Annotated in this window: 22 protein-coding genes; 16 read left to right on the forward strand and 6 right to left on the reverse strand. The window is 70.4% G+C overall.

What is annotated here, in order from left to right; genetic code table 11:
* The 8 genes from G4D87_RS00005 to G4D87_RS00040 all read left to right on the forward strand — a co-directional run.
* On the forward strand, positions 1-358 hold a 358-nt coding region (locus tag G4D87_RS00005; protein WP_163776990.1), incomplete at its 5' end, for an aminotransferase class I/II-fold pyridoxal phosphate-dependent enzyme.
* A complete protein-coding gene (gene hisH, locus G4D87_RS00010; RefSeq protein WP_163776992.1) occupies positions 355-948 on the forward strand; it encodes an imidazole glycerol phosphate synthase subunit HisH in 594 nt (197 codons plus the stop codon). The genes G4D87_RS00005 and hisH, both read left to right, overlap by 4 nt.
* On the forward strand, positions 945-1,661 hold the full coding sequence (locus G4D87_RS00015; RefSeq protein WP_163776994.1) for a 1-(5-phosphoribosyl)-5-[(5-phosphoribosylamino)methylideneamino]imidazole-4-carboxamide isomerase: 717 nt from the start codon (positions 945-947) through the stop codon (positions 1,659-1,661). The genes hisH and G4D87_RS00015 overlap by 4 nt, the downstream gene beginning before the upstream one ends.
* Positions 1,658-2,194 (forward strand): imidazoleglycerol-phosphate dehydratase, encoded by a 537-nt coding sequence (locus G4D87_RS00020; RefSeq protein WP_163776996.1) that lies wholly within the window; start codon positions 1,658-1,660, stop codon positions 2,192-2,194. Before G4D87_RS00015 ends, G4D87_RS00020 begins: the two co-directional genes overlap by 4 nt.
* The gene (gene hisF / locus G4D87_RS00025) at positions 2,194-2,955 is read left to right on the forward strand and encodes an imidazole glycerol phosphate synthase subunit HisF (protein ID WP_163776997.1); all 762 of its coding nucleotides are present in this window, start codon (positions 2,194-2,196) and stop codon (positions 2,953-2,955) included. The genes G4D87_RS00020 and hisF overlap by 1 nt, the downstream gene beginning before the upstream one ends.
* Positions 2,952-3,731 carry a histidinol-phosphatase gene (hisN, locus tag G4D87_RS00030; RefSeq protein ID WP_163776999.1) on the forward strand — a complete coding sequence of 260 codons (780 nt, stop codon included), beginning with the start codon at positions 2,952-2,954 and terminating at the stop codon, positions 3,729-3,731. Before hisF ends, hisN begins: the two co-directional genes overlap by 4 nt.
* The gene (gene hisIE, locus G4D87_RS00035) at positions 3,731-4,339 is read left to right on the forward strand and encodes a bifunctional phosphoribosyl-AMP cyclohydrolase/phosphoribosyl-ATP diphosphatase HisIE (RefSeq protein WP_163777001.1); all 609 of its coding nucleotides are present in this window, start codon (positions 3,731-3,733) and stop codon (positions 4,337-4,339) included. Before hisN ends, hisIE begins: the two co-directional genes overlap by 1 nt.
* A 267-nt stretch (positions 4,340-4,606) precedes the next feature.
* Positions 4,607-5,059 carry a DofB protein gene (locus G4D87_RS00040; protein WP_163777003.1) on the forward strand — a complete coding sequence of 151 codons (453 nt, stop codon included), beginning with the start codon at positions 4,607-4,609 and terminating at the stop codon, positions 5,057-5,059.
* Between the two features lie 14 nt (positions 5,060-5,073).
* Here the strand turns inward: G4D87_RS00040 and G4D87_RS00045 are convergent, their stop codons facing one another.
* Positions 5,074-6,180: a hypothetical protein gene (locus tag G4D87_RS00045; protein ID WP_240357881.1), complete on the reverse strand. Its 1,107-nt coding sequence runs from the start codon at positions 6,178-6,180 to the stop codon at positions 5,074-5,076.
* A gap of 113 nt (positions 6,181-6,293) precedes the next feature.
* Here G4D87_RS00045 and lpdA point away from each other — a divergent pair, with 113 nt between their 5' ends.
* From lpdA to lipB, 5 genes are all read left to right on the forward strand, one after another.
* The gene (gene lpdA / locus G4D87_RS00050; protein ID WP_163777006.1) at positions 6,294-7,691 is read left to right on the forward strand and encodes a dihydrolipoyl dehydrogenase; all 1,398 of its coding nucleotides are present in this window, start codon (positions 6,294-6,296) and stop codon (positions 7,689-7,691) included.
* A 256-nt stretch (positions 7,692-7,947) separates the two neighbouring features.
* Positions 7,948-8,877 (forward strand): lipoyl synthase, encoded by a 930-nt coding sequence (lipA, locus tag G4D87_RS00055; protein ID WP_163777008.1) that lies wholly within the window; start codon positions 7,948-7,950, stop codon positions 8,875-8,877.
* Between the two features lie 60 nt (positions 8,878-8,937).
* Positions 8,938-10,194, forward strand: coding sequence for a dihydrolipoamide acetyltransferase family protein (locus G4D87_RS00060; protein ID WP_163777010.1), 1,257 nt, complete (start codon positions 8,938-8,940; stop codon positions 10,192-10,194).
* Positions 10,195-10,331: 137 nt separating this feature from the next.
* Positions 10,332-11,765: a ClpX C4-type zinc finger protein gene (locus G4D87_RS00065; RefSeq protein WP_240357883.1), complete on the forward strand. Its 1,434-nt coding sequence runs from the start codon at positions 10,332-10,334 to the stop codon at positions 11,763-11,765.
* The gene (gene lipB, locus G4D87_RS00070; RefSeq protein WP_163777014.1) at positions 11,762-12,835 is read left to right on the forward strand and encodes a lipoyl(octanoyl) transferase LipB; all 1,074 of its coding nucleotides are present in this window, start codon (positions 11,762-11,764) and stop codon (positions 12,833-12,835) included. Before G4D87_RS00065 ends, lipB begins: the two co-directional genes overlap by 4 nt.
* On the opposite strand, the gene G4D87_RS00075 is transcribed toward lipB, so the two are convergent.
* The 3 genes from G4D87_RS00075 to G4D87_RS00085 all read right to left on the reverse strand — a co-directional run bounded on the left by G4D87_RS00075 (position 12,825) and on the right by G4D87_RS00085 (position 15,732).
* Entirely contained in the window at positions 12,825-13,658 is an 834-nt protein-coding gene (locus G4D87_RS00075) for an MBL fold metallo-hydrolase (RefSeq protein ID WP_163777016.1), read from the reverse strand. The two genes, lipB and G4D87_RS00075, sit on opposite strands and share 11 nt — an antisense overlap.
* Positions 13,659-13,707: 49 nt before the next feature.
* On the reverse strand, positions 13,708-14,382 hold the full coding sequence (gene ribA, locus G4D87_RS00080) for a GTP cyclohydrolase II (RefSeq protein ID WP_163777018.1): 675 nt from the start codon (positions 14,380-14,382) through the stop codon (positions 13,708-13,710).
* A 117-nt stretch (positions 14,383-14,499) separates the two neighbouring features.
* Complete coding sequence (locus G4D87_RS00085; RefSeq protein WP_163777020.1) at positions 14,500-15,732, reverse strand: molybdopterin molybdotransferase MoeA; 1,233 nt, start codon at positions 15,730-15,732, stop codon at positions 14,500-14,502.
* A gap of 195 nt (positions 15,733-15,927) precedes the next feature.
* On the opposite strand from G4D87_RS00085, the gene G4D87_RS00090 reads away from it, so the two are divergent.
* From G4D87_RS00090 to G4D87_RS00100, 3 genes are all read left to right on the forward strand, one after another.
* Positions 15,928-17,307 (forward strand): protease inhibitor I42 family protein, encoded by a 1,380-nt coding sequence (locus tag G4D87_RS00090; protein ID WP_163777021.1) that lies wholly within the window; start codon positions 15,928-15,930, stop codon positions 17,305-17,307.
* A 107-nt stretch (positions 17,308-17,414) separates the two neighbouring features.
* On the forward strand, positions 17,415-21,044 hold the full coding sequence (gene rnr / locus G4D87_RS00095) for a ribonuclease R (RefSeq protein ID WP_163777024.1): 3,630 nt from the start codon (positions 17,415-17,417) through the stop codon (positions 21,042-21,044).
* A gap of 49 nt (positions 21,045-21,093) precedes the next feature.
* Complete coding sequence (locus tag G4D87_RS00100) at positions 21,094-21,312, forward strand: DUF3185 family protein (protein ID WP_163777026.1); 219 nt, start codon at positions 21,094-21,096, stop codon at positions 21,310-21,312.
* Positions 21,313-21,444: 132 nt separating this feature from the next.
* Here G4D87_RS00100 and fghA read toward each other — a convergent pair whose 3' ends face one another.
* Entirely contained in the window at positions 21,445-22,296 is an 852-nt protein-coding gene (gene fghA, locus G4D87_RS00105) for an S-formylglutathione hydrolase (protein WP_163777028.1), read from the reverse strand.
* On the reverse strand, positions 22,293-23,405 hold the full coding sequence (locus tag G4D87_RS00110; RefSeq protein WP_163777030.1) for an S-(hydroxymethyl)glutathione dehydrogenase/class III alcohol dehydrogenase: 1,113 nt from the start codon (positions 23,403-23,405) through the stop codon (positions 22,293-22,295). Before G4D87_RS00110 ends, fghA begins: the two co-directional genes overlap by 4 nt.
* Between the last annotated feature and the right edge of the window lie 98 nt (positions 23,406-23,503).

Raw genomic sequence — 23,503 nt, forward strand, 5'->3', positions numbered from 1 at the left:
GGTGGAGAAGGCTCGCGGACCCTACAAGATCACCAGCGTCGCGGAGGCGGTGGCCGTCTCGGTGCTGAACGATGACGCGGACTGGGTGCGAGCCCGTGCGGAGGAGGCCGTCGCCTGTCGCGAGCGGCTGCGTGGCGAGCTGGTGTCGCTGGGCCTGTCGCCGCTGCCCTCGGAGGCCAACTTCCTGATGGTGCCGCTTCCGGGCGCGCTGGCCGTGGCGGAGCGGATGCGGGAGCGGGACGTGAATGTGCGGGCGTTCCAGTCGCTGACGGGCGTGGGCGACGCGCTCCGAGTCGGTGTGGGACCCTGGCCCTTGATGGAGACAGCGCTGGCGGCGCTGCGGGAGGCGTTGCGATGAGAGTCACCTTGTTCGACTACGGCGCGGGCAATCTCCACTCGCTGGCCAAGGCCCTGGCCACGGTGCCGGGCGCGGAGGTGCGCGTCCAGGAGGACCCCTTGCGCGCGCTGGACACCGACGTCCTGGTGCTGCCGGGTGTGGGCGCCTTCGGGGCGGCGGTGGCGCGGCTCGCGCCGGGGCGTGAAGCCATGCGAGCGGCCCTGGAGCAGGGCCTGCCGTGCCTGGGCATCTGCCTGGGCATGCAGCTGCTCTTCGAAGGCAGTGACGAAGGCGAGGGCGCCGGCCTGGGCTACTTCGCGGGCCGGGTGACGCGACTGGCAACGAAGCGGGTGCCAGAGATTGGGTGGAATCAGGTGGAGGACGAACGCACGCTGGCGGGAGCGCGGCTGGACACCGTGTACTACGCGCACAGCTTCGTCTGCCGCGCCGCGGAGGCTTCGGTGGTGACGGGGTGGACGACGCACGAGCAGGACCGCTTCCCGGCGGCGGTGCGCAGGGGAAGGGTGGTGGGCGTGCAGTTCCACCCGGAGAAGTCCTCCACGGCGGGTGTGCGCTTCGTGCAAACGTTCCTGCGGGAGGTGGCGCCATGATTGCGATTCCCGCCATCGACCTGCGCGAGGGCGCGTGCGTCCAGCTCGTGGGCGGCTCGTACGCGGAGGAGAAGGTCCGGGTGGAGGATCCGCTGGAGGCGCTGAGGCAATGGCGCAGCCACGGCTTCCGCGCGTTCCATGTCGTGGACCTGGACGCGGCGCTGGGCAAGGGCTCCAACTCGGACGCCATCTTCCAATTGACGGCCTACGAGCGCGGGCTCACCTTCTCGGTGGGCGGCGGCGTGCGCGACTCCGACCGGGTGGAGGCCGTCCTGGCGGGCGGCGCCGAGTTCGTGGTGGTGGGGACTCGCGCCATTGAAGACGCCGCCTGGCTGGCGGACATCGCGAACCGCTTCCCCGGCCGGGTCGTCGTCGCCGCGGACGTGAAGGGGCGCGAGGTGGTGACGCGAGGCTGGACGGCGGGGAGCCACCGCGACATCCGCGAGGTGCTGGCGTCCTTTGAGCCCTTGCCGCTGGGGGGCCTGCTCGTGACGGCGGTCCACAAGGAGGGGCAGCTGTCGGGCGTGGACCTGCCGCTGATGCGGGAGGTGGCGAGCACCAGCCGGCACCGCCTGTACGCGTCGGGTGGCGTGACGACGATGGAGGACCTGAGGGCCCTGGCGGCGGCGGGCGCCTACGGGGCCGTCATTGGCATGGCGCTGTACACCGGAAGGCTGGATGCGAGCGCAGTCGCTCAGGAGTTCGCGGGATGACCACTGTCGTTCGAGAGACGAAGGAGACGCAGGTCCGGGTGGCGCTGTCGCCGGGCAAGGGCGTCACGGTCGTGGACACGGGGCTGAAGTTCTTCGACCACATGCTGGCCACCTTCGCGCGCTACGCGGGGCTGGACCTCACGCTGCATGCGCGGGGGGACCTCACGCACCATGTGATGGAGGACGTGGCCATCACGCTGGGCACGGCGGTGCAGCAGGTGATTCCGGCCACGGCCGCGCGCTTCGCCGAGCGCACCATCCCCATGGACGACGCGCTGGTGCAGGCCTGCCTGGATGCGGGGGGGCGCTTCTATTACCAGGGCCCGTTGAACAACCGGCTCTACGAGCACTGGATGCGTTCGTTCAGCGAGCACGCCCGGGTGACGCTGCACCTGCGCGTGCTGCGCGGAAAGGACAGCCACCACGCGACGGAGGCGGCCTTCAAGGCGCTGGGGCTGGCGCTGCGGGACGCCATGGTGGACTCGGGCACGGTGTTCAGCATGAAGGGCGCCGTGTCCCTGGAGGTGAAGTGATGCTCACGCGACGGCTCGTCGTCTGTCTGGACGTGAAGGGCGGACGCGTGGTGAAGGGCGTCCAGTTCGAGGGACTCCGCGACGTGGGTGACCCGGTGGAGCTGGCCCGGCGCTACGAGGCGGAGGGCGCGGACGAGGTGACGTTCCTCGACATCTCCGCCAGCGCCGAGGAGCGCGGCACGTTGTGGGAGCTGGTGCGGCGCACCGCCGAGCAGCTCTTCATTCCCCTGGCGGTCGGCGGCGGGGTTCGCACGGTGGAGGACGTGGGCCGGGCGCTGCGGGCGGGCGCGGACAAGGTGAGCATCAACTCCGCGGCGGTGGCCAACCCGGCGCTGCTCACCGCCTGCGCGGAGCGCTTCGGCGCCCAGTGCGTGGTGGCCAGCATCGACGCGAAGCGGGACGGCGACCGCTGGCGCGTCTACACCCATGGCGGCAGGAAGCCCACGGACCTGGACGCGGTGGCCTGGGCGCGCGAGTGTGTGGCGCGAGGGGCGGGGGAAGTGCTCCTCACCAGCATCGACCGGGATGGCGCGCGGACGGGCTATGACCTGGCGCTGACGCGGGCCGTGTCGGAGGCGGTGGCAGTGCCCGTCATCGCCTCGGGCGGCGCGGGCAGCGCGGCGCACGTCCGGGAGGCGTTCCAGGAGGGCGGCGCTGATGCGGCCCTGGTCGCGGGCATCCTGCACGACGGCCTCACCACGGTGGGGGCCATCAAGGCGCTGCTCCGCGAGGGCGGCCTTCACATTCGGAGCGTGGCATGACGGACTCGGGAACGCTGATGCAGGCCGCCGCCGAGGTGGCGCGGCTCGCGGGTGACGTGGCGCTGGGCTTCTTCCGCGGTGGCCTCGCGGTGGACACGAAGTCGGACGGCTCTCCGGTGACGGTGGCGGACCGCACGGCGGAGTCCCGTGCGCGCGAGTGGCTGGAGGCGCGCTTCCCCCAGGACGGCATCCTGGGCGAGGAGTTCGGCGAGACGCGTCCGGGCGCGAAGCGCCGGTGGATTCTGGACCCCATCGACGGGACGAAGACATTCATCCGCGGCGTCCCGCTGTGGGGCACGCTGGTGGCGCTGGCGGAAGGCGAGCACATCCTCGTGGGGGCCGCGTACTTCCCCGCGGTGAGTGAGCTGCTGGTGGCGGCGCCGGGGCAGGGCTGCTTCTGGAACGACCGGCGCGCGGCCGTGTCCACGCAGGCGGAGCTGTCTCAAGCGGTGGTGCTGTCCACGGATGCGCGCTTCCCGGTGTACCCGGAGCGCGGTGCCGCCTGGCGCGCGCTCGCGCGGGACGCGGCCGTGGACCGCACCTGGGGGGATTGTTACGGCTACCTGCTGGTGGCCACCGGGCGCGCGGAGGTCATGGTGGATGAGCTGCTGTCGCCCTGGGATGGCGCGGCCCTGCAGCCCATCATCGAGGAGGCCGGCGGCGTGTTCACCGACTGGACGGGCCAGCGGACCGCGTTCGGCGGAAACGGTATCGCCACCAACGCGGCCATGGCGCTCGTGGTGCGGGAACGGCTTGGCGCCGTGGAGACACGTTGATGCTCGACCTGGATGCGCTCGACTTCGCGAAGGGCAATGGACTGGTGACGGTCGTCACGCAGGACGCGAGCACGGGTGACGTGTTGATGGTGGCGCATGCCGACCGGGAAGCCCTGGCGCGCACGCTGGCCACGGGAGAGATGCACTACCGCTCGCGCACGCGCGGCCTGTGGCACAAGGGCGCCACCAGTGGAAACGTCCAGCGAGTGGTGGCGCTCCGCGCCGACTGTGACGGTGACGCGGTGCTCGCGCGCGTGGAGAAGGCGGGCCCCGCATGTCACACGGGGACGGAGACCTGCTTCGGCCCTGGCCGCTGGGATGTGCTGAGCGCGCTGGATGACACGCTCGCCCGGCGCGCCGCACCCGTGGACCGGCCCGCGGATGCGCCCCCGAGCTACACGCGCCGCTTGCTGGAGGACCGCAACCTGCGCTTGAAGAAGCTGGGCGAGGAGGCCGCGGAGCTGGTGACCGCGTGCGCGGACGCGGATGCATCACGCGCCGCGGAGGAAGCGGCGGACGTGCTCTACCACGTGCTCGTCGCCGTCCGGCCGCTGGGCCTCTCGCTCGACGACGTGAAGGCGGTGCTCGCCAAACGCGCTGCCCGCTGAGCCACCACACCCGTCCAATTCACGACAGTATCCGGCGAATCCTGGAGATGACGCAGGTGTATACGTGTTTTCCCTGAGTGTCGGAGTCGGTGCGGTTGGATTTGTCCGTTTCCGCTGCAGGGCAGGCCCTTGGTGCCGGGCGAAATGAAGGCCGGTTCAAGTGTCGCGCACTTCAACGAATGGAGTGTTCCTGCTACAGATCCGACCGCACGGCAGCGTGGCAAGCCGGGCGGGTGCCGGTCAGGCGCTCGCCTCACCGGAGGCATCGTGAACGGCCCGACCTACAAAGCGGAGATCATCGACCGAGTCATCTTCTCCCGCTGGGAGAATCCTCCGACGAAGGAGGACGTGACGCTGGTGCTGGCGCAGATGCAAGAAGCGGCGACGCGGCTCAACACGAACCTCATCTACGTGGGGTCGGTGAGCTCGAAGTCGAAGGTGCCCGACGCGAACGAGCGCGCCGTGCTCAACCAGTTCCTCATGGATGCCCGCCGCACCTGCGTGGAGCAGGCGTGGCTCATCTACGAAGGCACGGACCTGCAGCACAACCTTCAGCGCGTCATCATCTCCGGCGTGCTCATCCTCACGCGCACCTTCGACAACTTCCTGTCGGTCGCGAAGTCGGGTGACTCCATCGTCAAGGACGTGAGCGCGGTGCTGAAGAAGGACGCCGCGCCGCTCTTCACGTTGGCCAAGGAGCGCGGCCTCATCGCCGCCTGACCTCGGCGGCGCCTTCAACGGGCGCCGTGGACCTCCAGCTCCTTCAGCTCGGTGTCCGCGCGCTCGGGGAAGACGCTCACTGCGTCCACGTCGCGCAGCGGCACCTGCAGCGGGCACTGCTCCCACTGACCCGTGCCGCTGAAGCGGCACACGGTGGGGTTGACGAAGGCGAAGTCCTTCTCCGGATCCTTCAAGCCCACGCCCCGCGGCGTCCGGACGATGGCCCGCACCGTCCCCGGTCCCGTGGCGCGGACCGTCACCGACACGAGCTGCTTCAGCGTGGGCGCGTAGCTCGCGCGCAGCGCGCCGTCCGCGTCCCAGCGCTTGCTCTTGAGCGCCTGGCCTACCGGGACGCCTGTATTCTCGTCCCGGTCGAACGCCTGGAAGCCGGGCTCGGTGCCCTCAATCTGGTCCGGCTTCATGGCGCTCGTCTCCGGAGGCGTGGGGCCCGCGGCCAGGGCGACCAGCGCGGGCGTGGGCGCCACGAGGTTCGCGGCGGCGGCGCGCAGCAGCGCGTCATCCAGGAGTCCCGCCTGCGCGCAGCGGGGCGCCAGCGCTCCGGTGAGCGCGAGCACGGGTGGCCGCACGGTGAGGCCCGACTGGGCCGCGGGCGCGAGCCCCAACTGGACGAGCGAGGCACAGGCCCCTCCCAGGCCTGCCCCCGCGTGCTCCAGGTTCCATTTCGCGCTCGCGGTGTCGACATGCGGACCCACCGCGGCGCTCAGCAGGGCCTGTCCCACGGCCTGGGCGCACGAATTGGCGGCGGGCGGGCAGCGCTCACACAGGCTGGCCAGCAGGCCACGCAGCGGTGTGGCTTCTCCTTCGGATAAGGGCGAGCGGGCGTCCAGGGCCACGCCGAGCGCGCAGGCGCGGACGGGCGGCTGACGGCATGCGTCGAGCTGCTGGCGGGCCTCCGCCAGGACCCGGGGCTCCTGGGGCGCGCGGAGGGCGCTTTCGAGCGCCCGCTCCAGGGTGCGGCACTCAGGGGTGGAGGAGCGAGCGGGGGCTCCGGACGGGACGTCGTCACCCGCCTGGGCCATTCGCGCTGGCCGAGGACCGGGCGCTTCCTCCGGGTGCGTCACGCACCACAGGCGTCCGAAGGCGATGAGTGCCACCAACATCAAGAGGAGGGTTCGGAGCGGGAAACGGCGCACGAGCAAACTCCTTGATTCCAACCGGGACCGGGGGTTATCAGCCCCACCGGGTTCCATCCGCAATAATTACGGAGGCGTGCGTGGCTGAGACGTTCGACGTGGTGATCATCGGTTCGGGCCCCGGCGGCTACGTGGGCGCCATTCGCGCGGGTCAGCTGGGCCTGAAGACGGCCATCATCGAGAAGGACAAGCGGCTGGGTGGCACCTGTCTCCACCGCGGCTGCATCCCGACCAAGTCCCTGCTGTGGACCGCGGAGCTGTTCCACCACGTCCGCGAAGCGGCTGACTTCGGCGTTGATGTGAGCAGCCCGGCCATCAACTGGCCCAACGCGATGAAGCACAAGGACAAGATTGTCACCAAGGGTGCCAACGGCATCGACTTCTTGATGAAGAAGAACAAGGTGACGGTGGTCAAGGGCCACGGCCGCATCGCCGGCAAGGGCAAGGTGGAGGTCACCGCCGAGGACGGCTCCAAGCAGGTCCTGGAGGCGAAGAACATCATCATCGCCACGGGCTCGGTGCCCAAGTCCCTGCCCAACGTCCCCGTGGACCACAAGCGGGTGCTGAACAGCGACTCCATCCTGCAGATCGACCGCGTCCCCAAGAGCATCATCGTGCTGGGCGCTGGCGCGGTGGGCTGTGAGTTCGCCTCCGTGTTCAACCACGTGGGCAGCAAGACCTCCATCGTGGAGTACCTGCCCGCGCTGCTCCCCATCGAGGACGCGGACATCTCCAAGGAGCTGGAGAAGATCTTCAAGCGCCGCGGCATCGACGTGCACACCGGCTCCGCGGTGGAGAAGGTGGAGCACACGGCGGACGGCGTGCGCGTCACCATGAAGGTGGGCAACGAGACCAAGACGCTGGAGGCGGAGATCCTCCTGTCGGCGGTGGGCCGCTCGCCCGTCACCGAGGACGTGGGCCTGAACAAGACGAACATCCAGGCCGAGCGCGGCTACATCAAGGTCGACTCGATGCTGCGCACCTCCGAGCCGAACGTCTACGCCGTGGGCGACATCATCCCCACGCCGATGCTGGCGCACATGGCCAGCGCGGAGTGCGTGGTGGCGGTGGAGCACATCGCCGGGAAGAACCCGCAGCCCATCAACTACGACCTGACGCCGTCGGCCACGTACTGCTACCCCGAGGTCGCCTCGGTGGGCCTGACGGAGAAGAAGGCCAAGGAGCGCGGCTACGACGTGAAGGTGGGCATCGCGCCGATGGGCGCCGTGACCAAGGCCGCCATCTCCAACGAGGCCACCGGCATGATCAAGATCGTGTCGGACCGGAAGTACGACGAGGTCCTCGGCGTGCACCTCATCGGGCCGCACGCGACGGAGCTGCTGGCCGAGGCGTGTGTCGCGCTGAAGCTGGAGATCACCACCGAGGAGCTGGCCAACACCATCCACGCGCACCCGACGCTCTCGGAAATCGTGCACGAGGGTGCCGAGGCCACGCTGGGCCACCCGCGCCACTTCTAGGCGGCGGCGCCTCGCTTGAAGTCCCAGGGGCCGTCCCGGTGTGCCGCGGACGGCCCCTCGTATTTCCGGCCCACTCGGCCGCGCGAGGCGACGATCTCCTGACTGGCCGCTCTCACGGGGCTGCTGGCCTGTCCCCAACCGCCGGGGGCATTAGTAGAGAGGCGACAACTGGCGGACGACTGGTGGATGCTGACGCCTCGCGTCAGTGGCTTCCGCTTGAACGTCCTCCGTCCAACCCATAGAAGGCCCGCGATCCATGGCGACTCCCGACCGGTTCCCTCTCCCCCAGGTGACTGAGACCACCCGCAAGCCGGAGTGGCTGAAGGTGCGGCTCCCGCACGGAGAAGGCTACGAGCGGGTCAAGGCCATCGTGAAGCGGACGAAGCTGGCCACGGTGTGCGAAGAGGCCCGCTGCCCGAACATCGCCGAGTGCTGGGGCGGTGGCACCGCCACGGTGATGCTGATGGGCGAGGTGTGCACGCGCGCGTGTCGCTTCTGCCACGTGAAGGTCGGCGCGCCTCCGCCGTTGGATCCGATGGAGCCCATCCATCTGGCCCAGGCGGTGAAGGAGATGGACCTGGAGTACATCGTCGTCACGTCCGTGAACCGGGATGACCGACCGGACGGCGGCGCCAGCCACTTCGCCTCCGCCATCCGCGAGCTGCGCCGGGAGAGCCCGCGCACCATCGTCGAAGTGCTCATCCCGGACTTCAAGGGCGTGGAGCAGGACCTGGCCACCGTGGCGGAGGCCAGGCCCCACGTGGTGGCGCACAACGTGGAGACGGTGGAGCGCCTCACGCCGACGGTGCGAGACCGGCGCGCGAAGTACCACCAGTCCCTGCGCGTGCTGGAGTACCTCAAGCACCGCCCCGAGGGCCTGTACACCAAGACGTCCGTCATGGTGGGCCTGGGGGAGACGGACGCGGAGCTGGAGCAGACGTTCAAGGACCTGCGCGACGTGGGCGTGGACGTGCTGACGCTGGGCCAGTACCTGCAGCCGTCGCAGTACCACCTGCGCGTGGAGCGCTTCGTCACGCCCGCGCAGTTCGAGGCATACAAGACGCTGGCCGAGTCCTACGGCTTCCTCTACGTGGCCTCCGGTCCGCTGGTGCGGTCCAGCTACCGGGCCGCTGAGTTCTTCATGAAGGGCCTGATGGAGCGCGAGCGGCTCGAGCGGCTCGGCTGAGCGGTGACGCTCCGATTCATGGCTTGACCCCACACCCCTGCTTCCCGGAAAGACGACTCCATGGCGATCTTCGAATTCAAGCTCCCCGACCTTGGTGAAGGCGTGATGGAGGGTGAGCTGGTGAAGTGGCACGTGAAGGCGGGGGATTCCGTCAAGGAAGACCAGGTGCTCGCCGAGGTGATGACGGACAAGGCCACCGTCACCGTCCCCGCGCCCAAGGCGGGCCGTGTCGTGAAGACGCACGGCAATGAAGGCGACCTGGCGAAGGTGCACCAGCTCCTCGTCACCCTGGAGGTGGAGGGCGACGCGCCGGCGCAGGCCGGTGGCCATGCCGAGGCCAGCGCGGCTCCCGTGGCCGCTGCGCCCGCGGCGGGTGGCCAGGGCGGTGGAGCGCCTGCCTCGACGTCCAAGGTGCTGGCCACGCCGGTGACGCGGCGGATGGCGCGCGAGCACGGGCTGGACCTGGCGGCGATCTCCGGCACGGGGCCGCAGGGCCGCGTGACGAAGGCGGACGTGGTGGCGGCGCTGGAGGGCGGCGAGAAGAACGTCGTCGCGGCTCCGGCCGAGCAGAAGGCGCGTCCCGCGGCTCCGGCGGTCAGCTCGGGCGCGGCGGACGAGCGCGTTCCGCTTCGGGGCCTGCGCAAGAAGATCGCCGAGAAGATGGTGCGGTCGAAGTTCACGGCGCCGCACTTCGCCTTTGTCGAGGAAGTGGACGCCACGGAGCTGGTGGCCCTGCGCGCGCGGCTGAACGCGCAGCTGGCGGCGGCCGGTGAGAACATCAAGCTCAACTACCTGCCGTTCATCATCAAGGCGACGGTGGCGGCGCTGAAGAAGTTCCCGCACCTGAACGCGAACTTCGATGAGGCGGCGCAGGAGCTGGTGGTCCGCGGCGAGTTCAACATCGGCATGGCGGCGGCGACGCCGGACGGCCTCACCGTGGCGGTGGTGAAGAACGCGGACCGGCTGACGCTGGCTGACCTGGCGCGTGAGACGGCTCGCCTGGGCGCCGCCGCGCGTGACCGCAAGCTGAAGATGGAGGAGCTGACGGGTGGCACCTTCACCATCAGCTCGCTGGGGCAGAGCGGCGGTCTGTTCGCCACGCCCATCATCAACCATCCCGAAGTGGGCATCCTGGGCGTGCACCGCCTCAAGAAGCGCCCGGCGGTGGTGGGGGACCAGGTCGTCGTGCGCGACATGATGAACCTGTCGCTGTCGTGCGACCACCGCGTCATCGACGGCTCGGTGGCGGCGGACTTCACGTATGAGATGATCAAGTACCTGGAGAAGCCGGACCTGCTGTTCCTGGCCATGGCGTGAGGTGAGCGCCGTGGCGGGTCCACGCCCCTGACGTGAGGGGCGTGGTGGCCCTGGAGCCGGGCCGGGAAGCGCCTGACGCTGGGGCTCGCGTTCAAGGGCCGCGCGCGGTGGCTTCGAGCCGGTTAGGCTCTCTCCGTATGGCCGAGAACCCTCGCGAGCTGATCCGCGCCGCGCAGTCCGCCGAGACACAGGGGGACGTGGCCCGTGCGGTGGAGTGCCTGCAGAAAGCGGCGGAGCTGTACCGTCAGGCGGGCAACCCGTCCCGCGCGTTGCAGCTGCTTCGTCACGCGCAGCGCCTGGACGGCAGCCGCGCGGACATCGCGGATGCGGTGAACCGGCTGGAGTGGATGCCGGAGCCCGTGCTCGCGTGGTCAGGGACGGACACAGACGACGAAGAGGCCTTGCCTGTGTCCGGGCTGGTGCGTTCCCTGGAGTCGGAGTTGCTTCCGGACGTCGGCCACCGGCAGCGGCTCATCGAGGATGCGCTGCGCGAGGCGACCCTGCACGCCGGTGACGACGCGCCTGGCGACGCCGCCCAGGCCTGGGTCATCGAGACGGCGGTCGCGGAGGATTCGCAGCGGCTCGAAGCGCAGCTTGCGCGTGTCGCGGGCGCGGTCGAAGGCGCCGAGGAGTCCTCGCGCCAGACGGAGGCGCCGCCTCGGCGGCGCGGAGGGGCCCGGCTCATCGAGCGCGGTCCCACGCGCGCGGATGCGGCGCTCGACGCGTGGTGCTCCTTCTGTTGCCGTCCGCGCACGGACACGGGGGACCTGGTCGCCGGGCCCGCGGGCGCGTTCATCTGCAAGCGCTGCCTGCTCGAGTCGCAAGCCCTCCTGGGCGACGTCACCCCGGTGCCTCCGCCCACGGTGTCGCGGAGGGACCGTCCCGTGGTGCCCGGCATGGGGCTCGTGGGGCAGGGCGCGACGCAGGCGCTGCTGACGCAGTCGCTCGAGGCCCACGCGCGGACCCTGCTGGTCGTCGGGCCCGAAGGCAGCGGCAAGAGCGTCTGGTTCCAGCAGCTTCAGCGAGAGGGCTTGGGCGTCATCACCCCCGTCGCGGACCTGGACCTGACGACTCACGCGCGCGCCCTGCTGGTGGAGGACGTGGAGCGCCTGGCTGCGTCATCACACGCGGCCCTGCGAGCCTTCCTGGCCCAGGACAGCCGGCCTGTGGTCGTGCTGAGCGCGAGGGGCGTGGGCACGGAGGCTCGGGGCCTCAGCCTGCGCGGGGACTCACACAGCGTTCCCGTGCCCACCACCGCCGCGCTGACTCAGGCCGTGCGCGGCACCGTGCCCACGGACCTCCTGGAGCACGTGCAGGTGCTCCTGCCGCTCCAGGTGCCTACCCACGCTGAATTCGTGGAGATTGCCCGCCAGCGCCTGTCCTCGCGCGAGCCCGCGGTCTCCGCCTCCGAGGACGTGCTCATGGCGCTGGCCCTGGAGGCCAGCCGCTCGCCGCGCGCGGGCCATGAGCTGCACGCCCTCCTCAACCGGGTGCCCACGGGAGCGTGGAGCCTGACGCCCACCGTGAAGCCCGCGTCCGCGCGGAAGGCCCGAAGGAAGCGAACGTCATGAACACCATCACCGTCTACCGGCTGGGCCGCGTGGAGTACGAGGACGGGCTCTCGCTGATGCACCTCTTCAGCGAGGCCCGCCGCCAGGGGCTCTGCGGCGACGCGCTGCTCCTCCTGGAGCACCCGCCCATCCTCACCCTCGGGCGGGCCGCGAAGCGCGAGAACATCGTCGCCAGCGACGCGCGGCTGGCGAAGGAGGGCGCAGAGGTCTTCGAGACCAACCGTGGAGGCGACGTCACCTACCATGGCCCCGGCCAGCTGGTGGGCTATCCCATCTTCCTGCTGCCGGAGGGCCGGCACGACGTGCGCCGCTACGTGCGCGACGTGGAGCGCTCCGTCATGCAGGTGCTGGCCCAGTGGGGCATCACCGCGGGCCCCATCCCCAAGTGGCCCGGTGTCTGGATTGGCGAGGAGGGCGCTCCTGACGCGCGAAAAATCGCCGCCATTGGCGTGCACCTGTCGCGCTGGCTCACCACGCATGGCTTCGCGCTCAACGTGAACACGAACCTGGACCACTTCCAGCTCATCGTCCCGTGTGGCATCCGCGAAGCGGGCGTCACGTCCATGCAGCGTGAGCTGGGCCGCGCACTCCCCATGGCGGAGGTGGAGGAGGCCATCGCCAGCAGCTTCTGCGCCGTGTTCGACAGCGAGCGCGTGGACGCGCCGCCGCCGATGCGGACGGTGAGCATCGCGGTGGTGAAGGGCCGTGGGCCCGAAGCGCGGGTGCTGCTCGTGCGCCGTCGACCTGAGCGGGGAGGCTTCTGGCAGGTCCTCACCGGGAGGCTCGAAGCGGGTGAATCGCCAGCGCGGGCCGCCGCGCGGGAGCTGGAGGAGGAGACAGGCCTCCGCGTGCCGCTGGTGGACCTGGACTACCGCCACGCCTTCGCCCTGGGGGAGGTGCTGCCACCTCGACTCGTGGAGGAGAACGGCTTCGCCGCCCACGTGCCGCCGGACGCGGACGTGCGCCTGGGCGCCGAGCACGACGCCTTCGAGTGGGTCGACGTCCCCACGGCCCTGGAGCGGTTGCCCTTCCGGGGCCTGCGGGAGACGGTGAAGCGCGCTACAGCTTGATGACCAGGGACTCGCGAGCGGCGCTGGCGTCGGGGCGGTGCTTGCGCACCTGGCGCAGCAGCCGGTCCATGCCCACGTCATCGCGTGACGGGTCGTGGTGGAAGAGCACCAGCTTCTTCACCCCGGCCTTGTCCGCCGCGTGCACCGCGGCCTGCCAGGTGGAGTGGCCCCAGCCGGTGCGCGCCGGCCCGGTGCGGCCGTGGTACTCGTCCTCGGTGTACATGGCGTCGTAGATGAGGACGTCCGCGTCCTGGGCGAACGCGTAGAAGGCGGCGTCCATGTCGCTGCCATGCTCCAGGTCGGTGGCGTACACCACCGAGCGGCCCTGGCACTCGACGCGGTAGCCCATGTTGCCACCCGGGTGGTTCAGCTCGATGGTGCGCACCGTCGCCGGGCCCAGCCGCAGCGTCTGCGTGGCGGCCAGGTCCGTGTACGTGAGCTGCGCCCGGAACACGCCGTCCGCCGTCACCGGGAAGTACGGCGGCACCATCTGCCCGCTGAGGAGCTGCTTCACCGACTGCCCATGCCGCGCCGGGCCATAGACCGTCAGGGCGCTCGTGGGCAGGAACATGGGCCCGAAGAAGGGCAGGCCCTGCAGGTGGTCGTAGTGGTAGTGCGAGATGAAGATGGAGCCCTTCACCGGCTTCTTCTTCGCCACCAGCGCGTTTCCCAGCGCGCGCGCGCCGGTGCCCAGGTCGAAGATGAGCAGCTCGTCCCCGCAGCGGACCTCCACGCAAGGGGTGTTGCCGCCGTAGCGCTTCGTCTGCGCGCCCGGTGAAGGAATGGAGCCGCGCACACCCCAGAAGCGCACCTCGAAGGGCACGCGGGCCTGGTTGCGCGTGACGGTGTTCCGCCGCCGCGCGAGGGGCTTCTCAGCCGGCTTTGGCTTCCGTGTCGTCGTCCTCGGCGAAGAGCTCAATCAGGTGCCCCGTACGCTCGCGCTTCGTCCTCAGGTAGTCGACGTTATGCGGATTGTGCTCGGTCCGGGAAGGGATTCGACGCCGGACGGGAATGCCTTCTTCGACCATGCCCGCGATCTTCAGCGGGTTGTTGGTCATCAGGTCCACCGAGCGCACATCCAGGCTCCGCAGCATCTCCGCCGCGATGTCATAGGTGCGCAGGTCGTCCGCGAACCCCAGCTGCCGGTTGGCTTCGTAGGTGTCCAGCCCCTTGGACTGCAGCGCGTAGGCCTTGATCTTGTTGCCCAGGCCGATGCCGCGCCCCTCCTGCCGCAGGTACAGCACGACGCCCTGTCCCGCCTGGGTGATGAAGTCGAGCGAGCGGTCCAGCTGCTGGCGGCAGTCGCACTTCAGGCTGCCGAAGACCTCGCTCGTGAGGCACTCGGAGTGGATGCGCACCGGCACACCCTCGTGTCCTGAAACCTGTCCCACCACGAGCGCGACGTGCTCCCGCCCGTTGCGCTTGTCCCGGAACACGATGGTCCGCAGCGAGCCGCGCTCGGTGGGGATGTCCGCCTCCGAGAACCGCTCCAGGTGCTGCGTGGGCTTACGGGTCGGAAGGACCTGAGGTGAGCGTGTGTCCGACATGTCGAATCCTCTCCAGATGCGGGCCCCTGTTTGGAGTCCTCAGGTTCTCAAGTCAAGGCGGGCTCGAACTTTCGAACACGAGCCCCTACGAGGATGCTCCACGGCGTCCTTCGTTCCTCAGGCCACCCATGAGAGCGGAAGCAGTTCTACCGCGTCCCCCTCCGTCAAGCTGCTGGCTTCCCGGGGGAAGTGCAGCAGATGCGTGGCCGCCGCCGCAGAACGCAGGGCACCCGACGTTTGTGTCGGCAGGGGACGGGCCCACAGGTTGCCTTCTCGCCAGGCAGCCGTGACGCGGACGAAATGCGCCAGCCCCGAGGCCTTGGCCAGCTTGCCTTCCAGGCGGCCGGCCACGCGTCCGGGCCCCACCTGCGCATGCCCTAGCAGCTTGCGCAGGGCCGGGCGCACGAAGAGCTCGAACGTCACCAGGGAAGACGTGGGATTGCCCGGAAGTCCGAAGAAGAGCGTGGCGCCACGACGGCCCACCACCAGCGGCTTTCCTGGCTTGATGGCGACGCGCCAGAAGTGCTGCTCCACGCCCAGCGCGGCCAGCACTTCCTTCACGTAGTCGCGCTCGCCCACGGACACGCCCGCGCTGGTGAGCACCACGTCGAACCCGTCCAACTGGGAGAGGGCGGACAGCACGGCGTCGCGCGTGTCCCGAGCGATGCCCAGCCGCGTGGGGAGGCCGCCCGCGCGGCGGACCGCCAGCGCCAGTGACGGCGCATTGGTGTCCACGATGCGGCCGTCGGGTGGCTCGTCCGCGTGGCACAGCTCGTCGCCCGTGGAGAGGATGGCCACCCGCGGTGCGCGCGACACGGGCACGCTCTGTCGGCCCTGGGCCCAGAGGAGGCCCAGCTCGGGGATGCCCAGCGGCGTGCCGCGTGCCAGCAGCAGCTGCCCCTCCCGTGCGTCCTCTCCCCGGGGCCGCACGAACTGTCCCGGGGCCACCGCTTCGAGGACGTCGACCTGATCCGCGCCGCCCTGGCCCACGGGCCGCGTCCGCTCCCGCATCACCACCGCATCCGCGCCCGCGGGGAGGGGCGCGCCCGTCATGATGCGAGCGCACACCCCGGGGACCAGCGCACGGTGGCCCGCCGCGCCCGCGTAGAGGGTCTCCCCGACGTCGAGCCGGACGGGCAGGGGACCCGCCAGGTCCGCGCTGCGCACCGCGTAGCCGTCCATGGCCGAGTTGTCCCAGGGAGGGAGCGTCCGCTGCGCCGTCACGTCCGCGGCGAGCACGCGTCCCAGGGCGTCATCCAGGGGCAGCCATTCGCTGGGAAGGGGCGCGCACAGGGCCAGGATCCGCGACCGGGCTTCTTCTTCCGGCAGCAATGTGGCGGAGTCGTTCATGTCCGGCTTATAGCCATGCCGTGGCCCTGTGGCTTCGACACGTTCACGAACAAAGTCCGTGAGATAATCAAGTGTTAGTTTGACAGCCTACCTGATCATCGTTACAAGCAACGGTGATCGCGAGGCTTGCCTGCCCTCTGGGTAGGTCCGCCAACCCGTTGAAAGGACACGGGACCTCTCAAGGAGACTGCGTCGATGGCCAAGCCCAAGTCCGGGGCCAAGAAGACGACTCCCGCTGGCAAGGCTGGCGCAAAGCCCGCTGCGAAGAAGAACTCCGCTGCCCGGCTGGATCTGATCAAGAACGCCTCCAAGCGGGCGGCGAAGGCGGCGACGAAATTGGCGAAAGCGGCATCGGACGTAACGAAGGGGGCCAAGAGCGCGGTGAAGAAGGCCGTGCAGGAGAAGGCCACCGCGAAGAAGGCCGCGCCCGCTGGGAAGACGGCCTCGGCCGCCAAGGCGGCGCCACCGGCCGCGAAGGCCCCGAAGGCACCTCCGGCGAAGGCGCCTCCCGCGACGAAGTCCGCCGCGGGCGCCAAGACGGGAAAGGCGAGCGCGGTACCCTCCGCTCCGCCGGTGGAGAGGCCCCGTCCTCGCGCCACCAAGCTCCCGCCCCCGGGCGAGCCGCTCACCAAGCGTGAGATGGAGCAGTTGCTGACGGCCGGCGAAGGCCGCGGCGTCACGGGCGAGGGCAGCCTCAAGGGCCGCCTGGTGGTCACCAACGACATGCCGCACCTGGTGGTCGTCGGACGCGACAAGCGCGAGCTGACCTTCCTCCTCCAGGGCCCGGATCAGGAAGTGCTCCCGGCCTACCTGGACCACAAGGTCTCCGTCAGCGGACTGATCCGCAAGACGACCAACCACGCTGGCGTGGTGGACGTGCGCAAGTACTCGGCGAAGAAGCCGGACGCCGAGGTGGTGGAAGCCACCCCGGTGGAGACAGAGGCGCGGCTGCGCTACCTGTCGCCCGGCGAGGTCTCCATGGTGACGGCGGCCGGCATGGGCGCGGGCATCAAGGGCTTCGCGGGCGTGCGCGGCAACCTGGAGATGACGGGCGAGGAGTTCGTGCTCGTCGTGTCCAACGGCGGCACGCGCCAGCAGGTGTCATTCATCATCGAGGGCAAGTTCGCCACCAAGGCCCTGCGCAAGCACGTGGGGCACACGCTCCAGGTGCAGGGCGTCGTCGACAAGACGTCCGGCTGGGGTGGCCGCATCCACGCGGAGAACGTGGAGCCGCGTCCGTCCGAAGCGCGCGCCGTGTCCCGCGACGAGATGGAGCTGGTGCACATCGAGGGAGAGGTTCCCGCGTCCGTGGACGTGCGCCTCAACCACGGCCTCACCGTGCGCCTGCCCGAACATCCCGGCTTCACCTGGGCCATCGAGCCCACGGTGGCCAAGCGCGTGGGCCTGCGCGAAGCCAACTTCGAGCCCGCGCCCGAGGACGGTCCCGGCACCCGCGAGTTCTTCTTCACCCCTCGCAACCCGGGCACCTTCGAGGTGGAGTTCTTCCTGGCCAAGGCGCTGTCGCCTGGCCTGGTGGACCGCTCCTTCAAAATCAACGTCACGGTCAAGCCCTGAGGGGCGCCGCCCGGAGCAGGTTCCGGGGGGCGGCCGGTCGCCGGGGGGTTCCCGTTCGGCCGCTTCGGGCTTACCCGTTCCCGTAGCGGCCGAGCCGCGACCCCACCGTGAGCCTTTCTCCAGAACACCTCAAGCAGATCCTCTCTGACGCAGACCACCCGCTGGGCATCAAGGAGCTCCTCCGGCTCGCGGGCCTGCACCCTGGACAACAGACGGAGCTCAAGCGCGCCCTGCGCGAGCTCGTCCGTCAGGGCGACATCCTCAAGGACGGCAAGCGCTTCGTGCCCCGGCAGCCGTCACGGCGCGAAACCGACGTGCGTGCAAAGGAGCAGGGCGCTCCCGATGCCTGGCGTCAGCGCGGCGTCGAAGGGCCCCCCGAAGGCGGTCCGAATCGAGGGCCACGGCAGGCCGGACCGCGTGCGGCGGGCCCTGGCGGCTTCGCGGGCCGTCGGCCTGAGCCGGGGGCGCGCGGCAAGCGCGCGGGTTGGCAGGAGCGGGGCCCGGGGAGTGATCGCCGGGGCGCCTCGAAGCACGGAGGGGGCTTCCGACAGGAGCGGGCGCAGTGGCCCGGCCGCCGGGGCAGCGCCAGCGAGGCCGAAGGTGATGGCCTGCTGGAAGGCATCCTCCACGTCCACCGGGATGGCTTCGGCTTCGTGCATCCGCTGTCGGCCGAAGGAGGGGACAACGTCTTCCTGCCGCCGCACGAGGCCCAGCGCGCGCTCGACAATGACCGGGTGGTGGTGGCTGTCTCGGGGCGGCCTCCGCGCCTGGAGGGCCGGATCATCCGGGTGGTGCAGCGCCGTCGCGAGCTGGCGGTGGGCACCTACGTCGTGAAGGGCCGCTACGCCGTGGTGTACCCCACGGATTCGAGCCTGCCCGGCCCCATCCGCGTGCCGCTGACGCAGATGGCGCGCGAGGGGGACCTGGTCAAGGTCCAGCTGGGCATCGGTGCCCAGATGCTGGACCCGGACCGGGGGCTGCACGGCGAGGTGGCCGGCTCCCTGGGCAAGCCCGGCACGCCGAGCTCCGAGGTGCTGGGCGTCGCCTACTCGCAGGGCTTCTCCGACGAGTTCCCGCCGGAGGTCATGGGCGAGGCGGACCGCTACGCGGTGACGGTGTCGGAGGAAGAGGCCCGCGGCGAGGACCGGCGCGACCTGCGCGCCATGCCCCTCATCACCATCGACGGTGAGGACGCGCGCGACTTCGACGACGCTGTCTACGTGGAGGAGCGCGCGGACGGGTGGCGGCTGGTGGTGGCCATCGCGGACGTGACGCACTACGTGTGGGAAGGCAGCGCGCTCAACACGGAGGCGCTGCGGCGCGCCACGTCCGTGTACCTGCCGGACCGGGTGCTGCCCATGCTGCCGGAGCGGCTGAGCAACGGCATCTGCTCCCTGCGCCCGGACGAGGACCGGCTGTGCATGGTGGCGGACCTGACGTTCGACCGCCGGGGCCACCGCCGCTCCTACGACTTGTATCCGGCGGTGATGCGCAGCGTCGCGCGGTGCACGTACAACGAGGTGCAGGACGTCCTCGACGGCAAGGACGTGCCGCACCGCAACGCGCACAAGCCCCACTTCGAGCGGCTGATGTCGCTGGCCCGCGCGCTGATGAAGATGCGCAAGGAGCGCGGCGCCATCGACTTCGACCTGCCCGAGCACAAGGTGGTGCTGGACGAGGAAGGCCTGCCCGCGCGCATGGACAAGCGCGAGCGCAAGGACAGCCACCGGCTCATCGAGGAATGCATGCTCGCCGCCAACGAGGCGGTGGCGACCTTCTTCCAGGACGAGGGCCTGCCCACGGTGTACCGGTTCCACGGCGAGCCGGACCCGGAGAAGCTGGCCACCTTCGCCGCGCTGGCGGAGGCCTATGGCTTCAAGATGCGCGTCGAGGACGGCGTGTCGTCGAAGGAGCTGGATGCCTTCGTCAGCCAGCTCCAGGGCCACCCGGAGCAGCGGGCGCTGAACCAGCTCCTGCTGCGCTCCATGATGCAGGCCGTGTACACGTCGTCGCGCGTGGGCCACTACGGCCTGGCCGCCGAGCACTACCTGCACTTCACGTCGCCCATCCGCCGCTACCCGGACCTGCTGGTGCACCGGCTGCTCAAGGCGCACTGGGCGCGGAAGGGGCGCAAGCCAACCCCGTCGATGCTGGAGCGCGAGGAGGACCAGCTCGAGGACATGTCCGCGCAGTGCTCCGAGCGCGAGCGCGCGGCGATGCAGGTCGAGCGGGAGGTGGTGTCCTTCTACGCGTGCCTGTTGATGAAGGACCGCGTGGGCGAGGAGTTCGCCGCCACCGTGGCGGCCATCACCGACTTCGGCTTCTTCGTCGAGCTGGACGAGGTGCACGTCGAAGGCCTGGTGAAGGCGGAGACGCTGGGGCCGGGGGCGAAGCTGGACAAGCTGACGCACTCCCTGGTGTACGCGAATGGCCGCCGGGTGCGCGTGGGACAGAAGCTGCGGGTGCGGCTGACGTCCGTGAACGTGACGGCGAAGAAGATCGACTTCGAGGCGCTCCAGTTCGAGGGCGAGGCGCTGCTGACCCGTGTCGCGACTCGGGGCGAGCAGCCGCAGCGGCGTCGGGCGTGGACGGCCGAGGCGCCACCGCGCCGCGAGCGGGATGAGCGGCGGGAGCGGGCAGGGCGCCCGGGCCGCCGCGAACACGAAGCCGCCGCGGGCCGGGGCGCGCCCGCGCCCCAGGAGCCTCGCGAGGAGACAGGCTCGGGACGTCCCCGTGGGCGCTTCTCCCGCGAGGGCCGTCGTGAGGAGGCCGCACCGCACCGGAAGGAGCCTCGGTTCCCGCCCAGGGCACCGGAAGGACAGGAGCCTCCACGCTCCGAGTCGCCCGCGTGGCCCAAGCGCAGGACGTTCATCCGCCCGGAGCCGCAGGCACCGGCGCCTGTGTCCGCCGAAACGGCCGAGCCGCTTCCGCCCGAAGCGCCTCCCGCGCCCGCGCCATGGGAAGTGCCGACAGGGGATGACGCCGCCCGGTCTCCGCACCCGGGGTTCGACCGGATTCGCGCGTTGGCGTCCCAGCGTCAGCCTGGGCCCGAAGCCCGAGGCGCCTCCCACGGCCGGTCGTTCCAGAAGCAGAAGCCGCGGGGCGGACCGGGACCCCGGTTCCCCGCGCCCAAGCCCAGGGGCGAGTCCGAGGACGACAAGGCCTTCTCGATGGAGCCCCCGCGCCCTGCTCAGCCCGAGGCGCCCGTCGAAGCGCCCCAGCGGGCCCACGACAAGCCCGTGACGGCGGCGCCCCTGCAGACGGCGCCGGAGCCCGTCCGGGCCGCGCCTGAGCGGGCCCACGACAAGCCCGTGACGGAGGCGCCCCCGCAGACGACGCCGGAGCCCGTTCGGGCCGCGCCTGTGGCCGTTGAGACGCCCGCGCCCGCCGAGGCTGCGTCCGCGGTGGCCGCGCCGAAGCGGAAGGCGACGCGGAAGAAGGCCGTGGTGAAGGCGGCGCGGCCCCCCGCGCGGAAGAAGACCCCGGCTGGAAGCGCCAGGAAGGCCACCGCCAAGAAGGCCAAGAAGGCCGAGAAGCCCAAGAAGGCCACGGCCAAGGCGAAGAAGGCCGTGCCTGCTCGGGCGGCGAAGGCCACCAAGGTGGCCGCGTCCAAGCCGAAGGCGAAGGCGCCGTCGAAGAAGGCCGCGAAGCCGTCCGTGGCGCGCGCCGCGAAGTCAGCGAAGGCTTCGGGGACCGCCGCGAAGAAGAAGGCGCCTTCGGGGCGCAAGAAGCGCTGAGACCGACGCGGGCCTCATCTTCATGGGGCCCGCGACTTCAGGAGGCAACGTGAGCGTCGTCCGGTTGCTGGGTGTCATGCTCGCCATCGCGGGCGCCGTTTTGCTGTGGTCTGGGCTCAAGGCCCGGGACTCGCTCGCGGAGCGGGCCACTGAGTTGTTCACCGGCCGGAACACGGACCGCACCACGCTGTATCTGGCGGGTGGCGGCGCGGCGTTGGTGGGCGGAATCCTGATGGTGCTCGCGGGCGGAGGCAGGCGGCGGCGCTAAGCCGGGCGTCGCGCGGCGAATCGTCGAGCCGCCAGCGCGGTCCTGTTCGATGACGGCGTGGGCCCCGTGGCGACAGTGGACATACGCCGTCACCGCGCGCACGGGGCTCGAAGCGAAGGACTGGCGTTTCGCCTACGCGTTCAGCAGCGCGGCGTGGTGGCGGAGGTGGTCCTCCATGAAGGTGGAGACGAAGTAGTAGCCATGGTCGTACCCTTCCTGGATGCGCAGCGTGAGGGGCTGGCCCACCGCGTCGCAGGCCTCGCGCAGCAGCTCCGGCCGGAGCTGTTCCGCGAGGAACTTGTCCGTCGTTCCCTGGTCCACCAGCAGCGGTGGCAGGCGGACCTTGCTGGACCGCAGCAGCTCCGTGGCGTCGTAGTCCCGCCAAGCCTCCTGATTGTCGCCCAGGTAGCCGGTGAAGGCCTTCTGGCCCCAGGGCACGCGCATGGGCGCGGCGATGGGCGCGAACGCGGACACGGAGCGGTAGCGCCCCGGGTTGCGCAGCGCCGTCACCAACGCGCCGTGGCCGCCCATGGAGTGCCCGAAGATGCCCTCACGGTCCGCCTGGGCGGGGAAGTGCGCGGCGATGAGCGCCGGCAGCTCCCGGGTGATGTACGTCCCCATGCGGTAGCGCGCCGACCACGGCTGCTGCGTGGCATCCAGGTAGAAGCCCGCACCCACGCCGAAGTCCCACGACGCCTCCTCGCCCGCATAGCCCGCGCCACGCGGACTGGTGTCCGGGGCCACCAGCATCAGCCCCAGCTCCGCGGCCACGCGCTGGGCGCCGCCCTTGATGAGGAAGGTCTCCTCGGTGCACGTGAGCCCGGCGAGGTAGTAGAGCACCGGCACCTTCCGCTCCCGCGCCTGGGGCGGAGCGAAGATGCCGAAGCGCATGTCGCCGCCGCACGCCTCGGAGGCATGCCGGTAGAAGCCGACGGTGCCCCCATGGGAGCGGTGCTCGCTCAGCAGGGTGGGGGCCGCCGTCATGAGTACTTCACCACGCTGCGGATGGACTCTCCGCGGTGCATCAGGTCGAAGCCCTTGTTGATGTCCTCGAGCTTCAGCGTGTGGGTGATGAGGTCGTCGACGTTGATCTTCCCGTTCATGTACCAGTCGACAATCTGTGGCACGTCCGTGCGGCCACGCGCGCCGCCGAAGGCGCTGCCCTTCCACACGCGCCCGGTGACGAGCTGGAACGGACGGGTGCGGATCTCCTGCCCCGCGCCGGCCACGCCGATGATGATGCTCTCACCCCAGCCGCGGTGGCAGCACTCCAGCGCCTGGCGCATGGTGTTCACGTTGCCAATGCACTCGAAGCTGTAGTCCGCGCCGCCGCCCGTGAGGTTGACGAGGTACGGCACCAGGTCCTCGCCAAGCTCCTTCGGGTTGACGAAGTGGGTGAGGCCGAACTTCTCCGCCATCGCCTTGCGGCCGTTGTTGATGTCCACGCCGACAATCATGTCCGCGCCCACCATGCGGGCCGCCTGCACCACGTTCAGGCCGATGCCACCCAGGCCGAACACCACCACCTTGGCGCCGGCCTCCACCTTCGCCGTGTACACGACGGCGCCAATGCCCGTCGTCACGCCGCAGCCGATGTAGCAGACCTTGTCGAAGGGGGCGTCCTCGCGAATCTTCGCGACGGCGATCTCCGGCAGCACCGTGAACTGCGCGAAGGTGGACGTGCCCATGTAGTGGTGCACCGGCTTGCCGTGCAGGCTGAAGCGGCTGGTGCCGTCCGGCATCAGGCCCTTGCCCTGCGTGGCGCGGATGGCCGTGCACAGGTTCGTCTTCTGGGACAGGCACGACTTACACTGACGGCACTCGGGCGTGTAGAGCGGGATGACGTGGTCGCCCTTCTTCACCGACGTGACGCCGGGCCCCACGTCCACGATGATGCCGGCGCCCTCGTGGCCCATGATGGCGGGGAACAACCCCTCCGGATCCTGTCCGGACATGGTGAAGTCATCCGTGTGGCAGAGGCCGGTGGCCTTCAGCTCGACGAGCACTTCGCCCGCCTTGGGGCCTTCGAGCTGCACCGTTTCGATGCTCAAGGGCTTGCCTGCCTCGAGCGCTACCGCTGCGCGGACGTCCATGGTTCTTCTCCTCGAGTCGTTGAGGCGGCGCAGGTTAGGTCAGCGAGCCCTGGACCGCGGGCCAAAAATTCAGCGGGCCGCCATAGGCTGAAACACGA

Source organism: Myxococcus vastator (assembly GCF_010894475.1).
Taxonomy (GTDB): domain Bacteria; phylum Myxococcota; class Myxococcia; order Myxococcales; family Myxococcaceae; genus Myxococcus; species Myxococcus vastator.

What these genes read in the sequence shown, in the direction of transcription:
- G4D87_RS00110 (WP_163777030.1), bottom strand. Translation starts at nt 23,405, where the DNA reads ATGGACGTCCGCGCAGCGGTAGCGCTCGAGGCAGGCAAGCCCTTGAGC.
- hisN (WP_163776999.1), top strand. Translation starts at nt 2,952, where the DNA reads ATGACGGACTCGGGAACGCTGATGCAGGCCGCCGCCGAGGTGGCGCGG.
- ribA (WP_163777018.1), bottom strand. Translation starts at nt 14,382, where the DNA reads ATGTCGGACACACGCTCACCTCAGGTCCTTCCGACCCGTAAGCCCACG.
- G4D87_RS00060 (WP_163777010.1), top strand. Translation starts at nt 8,938, where the DNA reads ATGGCGATCTTCGAATTCAAGCTCCCCGACCTTGGTGAAGGCGTGATG.
- lipA (WP_163777008.1), top strand. Translation starts at nt 7,948, where the DNA reads ATGGCGACTCCCGACCGGTTCCCTCTCCCCCAGGTGACTGAGACCACC.
- fghA (WP_163777028.1), bottom strand. Translation starts at nt 22,296, where the DNA reads ATGACGGCGGCCCCCACCCTGCTGAGCGAGCACCGCTCCCATGGGGGC.
- G4D87_RS00090 (WP_163777021.1), top strand. Translation starts at nt 15,928, where the DNA reads ATGGCCAAGCCCAAGTCCGGGGCCAAGAAGACGACTCCCGCTGGCAAG.
- G4D87_RS00065 (WP_240357883.1), top strand. Translation starts at nt 10,332, where the DNA reads ATGGCCGAGAACCCTCGCGAGCTGATCCGCGCCGCGCAGTCCGCCGAG.
- lipB (WP_163777014.1), top strand. Translation starts at nt 11,762, where the DNA reads ATGAACACCATCACCGTCTACCGGCTGGGCCGCGTGGAGTACGAGGAC.
- G4D87_RS00045 (WP_240357881.1), bottom strand. Translation starts at nt 6,180, where the DNA reads ATGTTGGTGGCACTCATCGCCTTCGGACGCCTGTGGTGCGTGACGCAC.
- hisH (WP_163776992.1), top strand. Translation starts at nt 355, where the DNA reads ATGAGAGTCACCTTGTTCGACTACGGCGCGGGCAATCTCCACTCGCTG.
- G4D87_RS00015 (WP_163776994.1), top strand. Translation starts at nt 945, where the DNA reads ATGATTGCGATTCCCGCCATCGACCTGCGCGAGGGCGCGTGCGTCCAG.
- hisIE (WP_163777001.1), top strand. Translation starts at nt 3,731, where the DNA reads ATGCTCGACCTGGATGCGCTCGACTTCGCGAAGGGCAATGGACTGGTG.
- hisF (WP_163776997.1), top strand. Translation starts at nt 2,194, where the DNA reads ATGCTCACGCGACGGCTCGTCGTCTGTCTGGACGTGAAGGGCGGACGC.
- G4D87_RS00085 (WP_163777020.1), bottom strand. Translation starts at nt 15,732, where the DNA reads ATGAACGACTCCGCCACATTGCTGCCGGAAGAAGAAGCCCGGTCGCGG.
- G4D87_RS00020 (WP_163776996.1), top strand. Translation starts at nt 1,658, where the DNA reads ATGACCACTGTCGTTCGAGAGACGAAGGAGACGCAGGTCCGGGTGGCG.